The organism is Lentibacillus sp. (assembly GCF_035301675.1).
In the GTDB taxonomy this organism is placed as follows: domain Bacteria; phylum Bacillota; class Bacilli; order Bacillales; family Amphibacillaceae; genus Lentibacillus.
On the sequence record NZ_DATGTT010000055.1, the window covers coordinates 1 to 8,087 of the forward strand.

The 8,087-nt window shown below is 43.8% G+C and carries 9 protein-coding genes and 1 pseudogene; all 10 read right to left on the reverse strand.

Going from position 1 to position 8,087, the window contains the following annotated elements:
- Positions 1-494: 494 nt before the first annotated feature.
- The 10 genes and pseudogenes from lysS to VK097_RS10210 all read right to left on the reverse strand — a co-directional run bounded on the left by lysS (position 495) and on the right by VK097_RS10210 (position 8,007).
- Complete coding sequence (gene lysS, locus VK097_RS10165) at positions 495-1,976, reverse strand: lysine--tRNA ligase (RefSeq protein ID WP_324211697.1); 1,482 nt, start codon at positions 1,974-1,976, stop codon at positions 495-497.
- A gap of 262 nt (positions 1,977-2,238) precedes the next feature.
- Positions 2,239-2,331 (reverse strand): annotated as a pseudogene (locus VK097_RS10170) (hypothetical protein); the annotation flags it as partial.
- Between the two features lie 3 nt (positions 2,332-2,334).
- Positions 2,335-2,562, reverse strand: coding sequence for a helix-turn-helix domain-containing protein (locus tag VK097_RS10175; protein WP_324211698.1), 228 nt, complete (start codon positions 2,560-2,562; stop codon positions 2,335-2,337).
- Complete coding sequence (gene folK / locus VK097_RS10180; protein WP_324211699.1) at positions 2,532-3,047, reverse strand: 2-amino-4-hydroxy-6-hydroxymethyldihydropteridine diphosphokinase; 516 nt, start codon at positions 3,045-3,047, stop codon at positions 2,532-2,534. Before folK ends, VK097_RS10175 begins: the two co-directional genes overlap by 31 nt.
- Entirely contained in the window at positions 3,044-3,409 is a 366-nt protein-coding gene (gene folB, locus VK097_RS10185) for a dihydroneopterin aldolase (RefSeq protein WP_324211700.1), read from the reverse strand. The genes folK and folB overlap by 4 nt, the downstream gene beginning before the upstream one ends.
- Complete coding sequence (gene folP, locus VK097_RS10190; protein WP_324211701.1) at positions 3,402-4,235, reverse strand: dihydropteroate synthase; 834 nt, start codon at positions 4,233-4,235, stop codon at positions 3,402-3,404. The genes folB and folP overlap by 8 nt, the downstream gene beginning before the upstream one ends.
- A gap of 123 nt (positions 4,236-4,358) precedes the next feature.
- The gene (cysK, locus tag VK097_RS10195) at positions 4,359-5,285 is read right to left on the reverse strand and encodes a cysteine synthase A (protein ID WP_324211702.1); all 927 of its coding nucleotides are present in this window, start codon (positions 5,283-5,285) and stop codon (positions 4,359-4,361) included.
- 92 nt (positions 5,286-5,377) lie between these two features.
- On the reverse strand, positions 5,378-6,274 hold the full coding sequence (locus VK097_RS10200; protein ID WP_324211703.1) for a peptidylprolyl isomerase: 897 nt from the start codon (positions 6,272-6,274) through the stop codon (positions 5,378-5,380).
- Between the two features lie 42 nt (positions 6,275-6,316).
- On the reverse strand, positions 6,317-7,192 hold the full coding sequence (hslO, locus tag VK097_RS10205; RefSeq protein ID WP_324211704.1) for an Hsp33 family molecular chaperone HslO: 876 nt from the start codon (positions 7,190-7,192) through the stop codon (positions 6,317-6,319).
- Positions 7,193-7,224: 32 nt separating this feature from the next.
- Complete coding sequence (locus tag VK097_RS10210) at positions 7,225-8,007, reverse strand: type III pantothenate kinase (RefSeq protein ID WP_324211705.1); 783 nt, start codon at positions 8,005-8,007, stop codon at positions 7,225-7,227.
- Between the last annotated feature and the right edge of the window lie 80 nt (positions 8,008-8,087).

Below are 8,087 nucleotides of genomic sequence, written 5' to 3' on the forward strand. Positions count from 1 at the left end.
CCGATCAATCTCTTTCATGGCTTGCTTTCAAATTGATACAGGGTTTCATTGGTCTTCCGTCAAAAACAGATTCTGACATCCGACCTCTTACCTCTGACATCTTTGTCATACTGGTTGTTTTGTTCAGTTTTCAAGGAGCAACTTTGTGTTGCCGTCTTTCGACAGCGACTTAATTAATATACCATCTTTCAGATTTGAAGTCAACAACTTTTTTAAATCTTGTTGTTTTGTTGGCGTTTGATGTTGCATCTGTTTTTGCAACGATTAATAATGTACCATGTTTGATTCCCTGAATCAATAGCAAATAAACAAAAAATGTTTGGTTATTCTATCCATTTTAACATGAACATATTATGCTCTTGTTTAAATGAGCAAACAGCAATTTATTGCCCCCGCTTTAGCACTTTGATTCAAGTCAAAACTGAAACGGGGACCAACTGCAACATTGACCACTGTCGATTATATACAGGCAATACACCATTTGCCCGCAAAAATTATTTATGCCGCATTTGCGGGAACAGCAGTACATCCCGGATGGACGGGGAATTAGTCAGCAGCATTACCAGCCGGTCTATTCCTATGCCAAGCCCACCCGTTGGCGGCATACCGTATTCCAATGCTTCCAGAAAGTCTTCATCCATTAAATGTGCCTCATCATTTCCGGCATCCCGTTCTTTCACTTGAGCTTCAAACCGCTCACGCTGATCAATCGGATCATTTAATTCACTAAAGGCATTCGCATGCTCGCGGCCAACTACGAACAATTCGAACCGATCTGTGAATCTTGCATCGTTTTCATTCCGCTTGGCAAGCGGGGATATTTCTACCGGATGACCGTAAATGAACGTTGGCTGCACTAAAGACTCTTCAACTTTTTGCTCAAAAAATTCATTAAGAATATGACCATACGTCATATTATCCTCAACCGCAACACCGTTTTCCCCAGCAAGCTTTAGTGCTTGCTCCGTACTCATCTCGGGCCAAAAGTCAACACCGGTGTATTCCTTGACGGCATCAACAATATGCAGGCGCCGCCATTCAGGTTCCATGTTTATTTCATCATCACCATATTGAATCGTCATACTGCCAAGTACTTCGTTGGCAATATGGGAAATAAGATTCTCTGTCAGCGTCATAACATCGTGAAAATCTGCATAAGCTTCATATAGTTCCATCATGGTGAACTCCGGATTGTGACGGGTTGATACACCTTCATTCCGGAAAACTCGTCCAACCTCATAAACTTTCTCCATACCGCCGACAATTAATCGTTTCAAATGCAATTCAATTGCGATCCGCATATACAATGGGATTTCCAGAGCATTATGGTATGTTTCAAACGGGCGCGCAGCTGCACCTCCCGGAATACCATGCATCATAGGGGTTTCCACTTCCAGAAATCCTTGTCCATCCAAATAACGGCGCATGGATTGAATGATTTTACTGCGTAGAATAAAAGTTTCTTTGCTGTCCGGATTGGTGATTAAATCCAGATAGCGCTGACGATAGCGCTGTTCAATATCTTTCAGACCATGATATTTCTCGGGCAACGGACGCAATGATTTGGTTAATAAGGTGAACTTCACAGCTTTTACTGACAGCTCACCAACTTTTGTCTTGAACATAACGCCTGCCACACCGACGATATCTCCCATATCAGCAGACTGGAAAATTTCGTAGGCTTCGTCACCGATCATGTCTTTCCGGACATATATTTGGATTTGGCCACTCAGGTCCTGAACGTGGGCAAACCCCGCTTTACCCTTTCCGCGCTTAGTCATTACACGGCCTGCAATTGTCACTTCATCGTCCTTTTCTTCCAATTCTTCCTTGGAAAACTGATCATACATGCTGACCAAATCATTTGCATAATGGGTTCTGTTAAACTTTCCCCCAAACGGGTTCACATCTTTTTCATGATAGAAATCAAGTTTTTCGCGCCGTACCCGCATATGATCATTTAATTCTTCTGTCACATTTATCACTCCATTTTATACGGCCGGTTCTGTGTTTGAAGAAACCTGGCTTTCATTAGTAAGTATCCCGGTTTCCTAAGGAGAATAACCAGGATTGCGAATCAGGAAGCTTTGCTTTTAGCTTCCAGTCCTTCTGCAAATGAATACAAAATAGCAACGAGACTTTCACGGGGTTCCGTCTCATTAATCTTACGCCGGATTTTGGACTTTCCCTTCAGACCTTGCAGCTTATACCAAGGAGTTCTTTTGGCCGCCAAATTCCTTCACGATCGGACAGACGGAAAGCATCTGAAACACCTGCCATTGGTGCAAGGACAACAAGGTTTGGAATCGTGATATCGCCGATTTGAAACATTGACTATTCTTCCTTTTTGTCCGTAAACGCTTCATCCTGCAACTCACGTTTCGATACATGCAATTGGTCAGCTATGTGATCCAGCAGTTCATCTGAAGCTTGCTGGTTCCCCCGTTCGACATCACCAAGATTAATAATAGGCATATCCAATTGTTTTGCCAGCCCTGCCTGCGTGTACCCCTTTAACTTGCGGAATGCTTTTATTCTTCTGCCGAGTCTCTCTCTGTCCATTGTCTTACATCCTTTATGTCGCTTTCAGGAAGTGCTTTTATATAATCCGCTGCACACATACGACCCGCTGCCGTGATGACCAGTTCCGGTGCAATTTCATCGAGCGGGATGAGCACAAATGCCCGCTCATGCATACGTGGATGCGGAAGGGTTAATCGTTCTGTTTCTCTATTTTCCTGATTATATATTAAAATGTCAAGGTCGATTGTGCGCGGCCCAAAGCGGATTTCCCTTCTTCTGTCCAATTGTTTTTCTATTGCTTGACAAACATCCAGCAATTCCAGCGGCAAAAGCGAGGTAGCCAGCTCAATTACCATATTTAAAAAATCAGCCTGATCTGTATAACCGACAGGTGCTGTCTTATAAACAGATGACTTTTTAATAATGGTAATCTGTTGATGATCATTCAGTGCCTCCAATGCACTCGTCAGATATTTTTCCCGCGGCTCAATATTTGATCCCAAGGCTAGGTAAATGCTCTTCATGCCTTTCGCTCCCTGAGGATTTCTACGGCAACTGACTGATAATGACCCCGTATCGGCGGATCGGGTTTGGTGACTTTCAATTTACACGCCTCAAGCAAACCAAAAGAACGGAACAATTCATCCGCGATGTCTTCAGCAATTGCCTCCACCAGATTTTTCGGCTCACCTTCCACAATATCTTTGACGACGTTATATATCTCGCCATAATCAATGGAATCATTCATATCATCCGAGCGACTCGATGTTTTCAAGTCAAGCATCAATTCAACATCAACATAAAATCGCTGTCCAAGTGTATTCTCTTCCGGGAATAAGCCATGATACCCATAGAATTCCATCTGATTCAGCAAAATTTTATCCAAGACCCTCAACTCCTCGTTTACCAAGCATTGTGTCCATCATTTTCGCCAATTCGGCGTGTACTTTTACATTATGAACCCGAACAATTTGAACACACTTCGTAATCCCCAGACATGTTGTGGCACCCGTCCCGTTATCACGCTCATCAGCCGGGACATCCAGAATTTTGCCGATAAAAGACTTGCGTGATGTCCCGAGCAGGACGGGGTATCCCAGTTCATGGAATTCCTCCAGCTGATTCATGACCGTCAGATTGTCAGCTGGTGTTTTAGCAAAGCCGATGCCAGGATCAAGCACGATTTTTTCCGGTGCAACACCCGCTTCCAGGGCAATATCGATGCTTTCCTGCAAATCCTGTTTCATGTCAGGAATTAATGAGACATAATTTTTGTTTGTCCGGTTATGCATTAAAATAATGGGTACATTGTAATCAGCGGCAACACGTGCTATGTCAGGTTCCCGCTTGCCCCCCCAGACATCGTTGATAATCCCAGCGCCTGCCTCAACTGCCTGCCGTGCCGTTTCAGCTTTATATGTGTCGATAGAAATCGGAATCGTTATGTTCTCCTTGACTGCCCGGATGACCGGCAAAATCCGATCGATTTCTTCTTCCTGTGAGACAGCTTCATGATCCGGCCGGGTGGACTCACCTCCAATATCAATGATATCGGCGCCCTGCGCTTCCATTAAAACCGCCTGTTTAACCGCCCGTTTGACTGTCGTGTAACTACCGCCATCCGAGAATGAGTCGGGTGTAACGTTCAGTATTCCCATAATATGTGTCCGTTCATCCAATTGTAACGTTCTTGAATCAGTCGTTAACCTCATACTGTACCTTCTTTCAAATCTGTAAGTGCAAGTCTCTTCTAGAGTATTATTCATATCGTATCACACCATAAAAAAAAGGACTAGCACGGAAATGAACCTGTGCCAATCCTTGAATCGCACTAATTATTCTTCGTCATATTGGTAAAGCGGTGTGGACAGGTAACGCTCACCATTATCCGGGATGACCGCAAGCACTTTTTTGCCTTTGCCCAATTTTTTGGCAACCTTTTTGGCTGCGGCAACCGCTGCCCCGGCTGAAACACCGCCCAGGACCCCTTCCTCTCTGGCAACTTCACGGGATGTTTGAAAAGCTTCGTCATTTGAAATCCGGACGACATCATCATAAAGATCCGTATCCAGAATCTTAGGAACAAAGCCTGCGCCAAGCCCCTGAATTTTATGCGGACCCGGTGAATCTCCGGAAAGAACAGCAGAATCATCCGGTTCAACAGCGTAAAGTTTTACATCTTTAAAATGGTCTTTCAGGACTTTTCCGGCGCCGGTAATGGTTCCGCCGGTTCCGATACCGGAAATGAACGCATCAAGTCCGTCGTCCATCTGCTTTACAATTTCCTCTCCGGTTGTACGGGCATGCACTTCCGTATTGGCTTCGTTATTAAATTGCTGCGGCATAAAATAGCCATTTTCTTTCTGCAGTTCTTCAGCTTTTTTAATCGCACCCTTCATGGCGTCCGCCCCAGGTGTCAATACCAATTCGGCACCATATGCGCGCAGTAAATTACGGCGTTCCTTGCTCATTGTATCAGGCATAACCAGGATTGCCTTATATCCTTTTGCGGCCGCAACCATAGCCAGACCAATACCTGTATTGCCGCTTGTCGGCTCAATAATCGTGTCGCCTTCTTTTAGCTCGCTCTCTTTTTCTGCAGCTTCAATCATTGATAAAGCAATCCGGTCTTTCACGGAGCTGCCCGGGTTCATGAATTCCAGTTTCAAATAAATATCAGCACTGTCCTTTTCAGCTGAACGATTTAACTTCACAATAGGTGTTTCTCCAATGAGGCCGGTTATATTATCAGCAACTCTCATTTTGACTCCTCCTAATTCCAAGCATTTTTATAGGATTTATATTTAATGTACGTTTAAATCGAAAAAATGTCAATAAATTTCATCTGAATATGTTATTCATAAATCCAGTCAGTCTCCAGCTCATCCCACAATGTATCAGCTGACAATGATTGATGCATTTGGTTCAGTGCCAGTTCCCGCTCCACATACGGTTTTATCTCGTCATAATCAAATGTGATGGAAGGAAGTTTACGGTGAAGATAAACGATTGCCACCCCGGCATGCGTCTGAAAAGGTTCGCTGAATGTACGTTCTTTCATATTTTCAACTTTATCCAGATAACCTTCAGGCCAAAATTGGCTCGTATTGACCAAAAAGCCTAAATACCCACCATTATCCTTTGTTTCTTCATCTATCGAATACTCCTGTGCCAGTAAATCAAATGATGCGCCGTTCTCAAGCTCGGAATTCACTTTACCGGCTGTTTCCATATCGGGTACCACAATATGGGAAACTTGAGTTGAAGCCTTGAAGTCATATTGATCCTTATAATCCTGATAATAATTTTTGACTTTTTCATCCGGTATATCTGTGCCAGCTGTCAGAAGAGCTTCCAATTGGTAACGGTGTTTAATATCCTTCCGCCATTGCTCCTTTTTATTCTTTGTCTCCTCTTCGGTCATAACACCCTGCATCGTCGTCAGTTGTGCTATTTCCCGGGTAATGACTTTCTCATCAATGGTTACGTTGCTTTCCTCAGCCAACTGTTGTACCACCCGCCGATTCATCATGTCCTTTAGCTGCTTTTTCCCGTGGTTCTCACGTAATGTGAGCATCCATCCATCAAATGAAATTGTTTGATCACCTACAGAAGCAACCGGCTCTCTCTGGTTGATTTGATTGTTATTGTGACCAAGCGGCACTGCCTCATTCCGATTCCATAAAGTGAGGGTGGCAATATTTGTTACAAGCAGAACTGCAATAATACCCCAGAGAAGTTTCTTGTCCATCGGATGCTCCTTTCCGCTTCAATCGTTTACTGAGAGAATTGTTTAATTATTTTCCTTCAGTTCTTCCAGCTCCTGCTCAGACAAATGGTAGACTTCATTACAGAAATGACACCTTGCTTCTGCACCGTGGTCCTCGTCTATCATGCTCTGGATTTCTTCACTGCCAAGACCCATAATCGCTTGTTCGACACGTTCTTTGGAGCACTTGCATTGAAAGCGGACAGGCAGGCGGCCATGAATCGTTATTTCTTCATTTCCAAACAGCCGCTCAAGAATTTCTTCCGGTGAATTTCCTTCCCTGATTAAGGTTGATATGGCCGGAAATTCCTGAATTTGTTCCTCCAGTCGGGTGATCACCTCTTCGTCAGCACCAGGCATCACTTGGACAATAAAGCCGCCGGATGCCGATATGCTCAAATCAGGGTTAACTAACACCCCGGCGCCAACCGCGGAGGGCACCTGTTCAGAGTTTGCAAAGTAGTAAGTAAAGTCATCACCGATCTCACCGGATACAATCGGAACCTGACCCGTGAAATGTTCCTTTAAACCTAAATCCTTCACAACACTGAGATTGCCTTCTGTACCAACTGCTCGGGCGACATCCAGTTTTCCTTTTTCATTTAAATCAAAATCAACATGCGGATTCGTTACGTAACCGCGCACATCCCCTGTCGCATCACTGTCAGTAATGATTGCGCCAATCGGTCCGTTCCCTTCAAACTTTACCGTAAGTGAATCTTCACCTTTCAGCATCGCTCCCATCATGGCACTGATCGTAATTGTCCGTCCCAGAGCGGCTGAGGCAGTTGCCCACGAATCCTGGCGCCTTCTCGCTTCCTCAACCGTATTTGTCGAGCTAATGGCATATGCTCGAACCTTTCCGTCATATGCAGTCGCTTTTAAAAGATAATCTTTCATGTTATAGGTTCCATCTCCTTTAAATTTTTCAATTAAAAATCTTCTGCTTGCATATTTTGCTTATAAATCAGATAAAGTCCTTTTAACGTTAAATATTTATCGGCATAATCAATTGTTTCGGATGCCTCGGTAAATAAAGATGCAAGGCCGCCGGTTGCTATAACGGTTGGTTTTGTTCCCATTTCCTGCTTCATCCGATTGACAATCCCGTCAACCTGCGAGGCATAGCCGTAAAATACCCCGGACTGCATCGCATCTTCCGTTGTACGGCCAACCACGCTTTTCGGAGCCTGTAATTCAACCTTAGGCAGCTTTGACGCTTTGCTGTTAAGAGCCTCCATGGATATCAGTATCCCCGGTGTAATTAAACCGCCATGATAGGCTTTTTCATGATTAATATAACAAAAGGTTGTTGCTGTTCCAAAATCAATAATAATCAGCGGAGCGCCATATTCATCAATGGCACCTACTGCATTCACAATACGGTCAGCCCCGATTTCATTTGGATTTGGATACGCCATTTTTAAATATGAATGAACAGACTCTTTGCCGATAATGAGTGGGTCCAGACGAAAATATTTGGTGCACATTTTTTCCAGAGAAAACATGATTGGCGGCACTACAGATGAAATAATCACCCCGGTGATATCCGAGAATGAAAGATTCTCATGTCCCAGGAATGATTTTACAAGAACAGCATACTCATCTTCCGTTTTATACCGATCCGTCTTAATGCGCCATTCGTGGATTAATGTATCATCCCTAAAAACACCCAGGACCGTGTTTGTATTTCCTGCATCGAGCACAAAAAGCATTAATAACCAAACCTTCCTGTATACCTTTTTCTATCTTTTTACTATATCATAAAGTGAAACTTCAATCAGTGGGGGCGATT

Bases quoted from the DNA above. Each gene is read 5' to 3' on its own strand.
- folK (WP_324211699.1), bottom strand. From the start codon at position 3,047: ATGAAGAGCATTTACCTAGCCTTGGGATCAAATATTGAGCCGCGGGAA.
- VK097_RS10210 (WP_324211705.1), bottom strand. From the start codon at position 8,007: ATGCTTTTTGTGCTCGATGCAGGAAATACAAACACGGTCCTGGGTGTT.
- hslO (WP_324211704.1), bottom strand. From the start codon at position 7,192: ATGAAAGATTATCTTTTAAAAGCGACTGCATATGACGGAAAGGTTCGA.
- VK097_RS10200 (WP_324211703.1), bottom strand. From the start codon at position 6,274: ATGGACAAGAAACTTCTCTGGGGTATTATTGCAGTTCTGCTTGTAACA.
- cysK (WP_324211702.1), bottom strand. From the start codon at position 5,285: ATGAGAGTTGCTGATAATATAACCGGCCTCATTGGAGAAACACCTATT.
- VK097_RS10175 (WP_324211698.1), bottom strand. From the start codon at position 2,562: ATGGACAGAGAGAGACTCGGCAGAAGAATAAAAGCATTCCGCAAGTTA.
- folP (WP_324211701.1), bottom strand. From the start codon at position 4,235: ATGAGGTTAACGACTGATTCAAGAACGTTACAATTGGATGAACGGACA.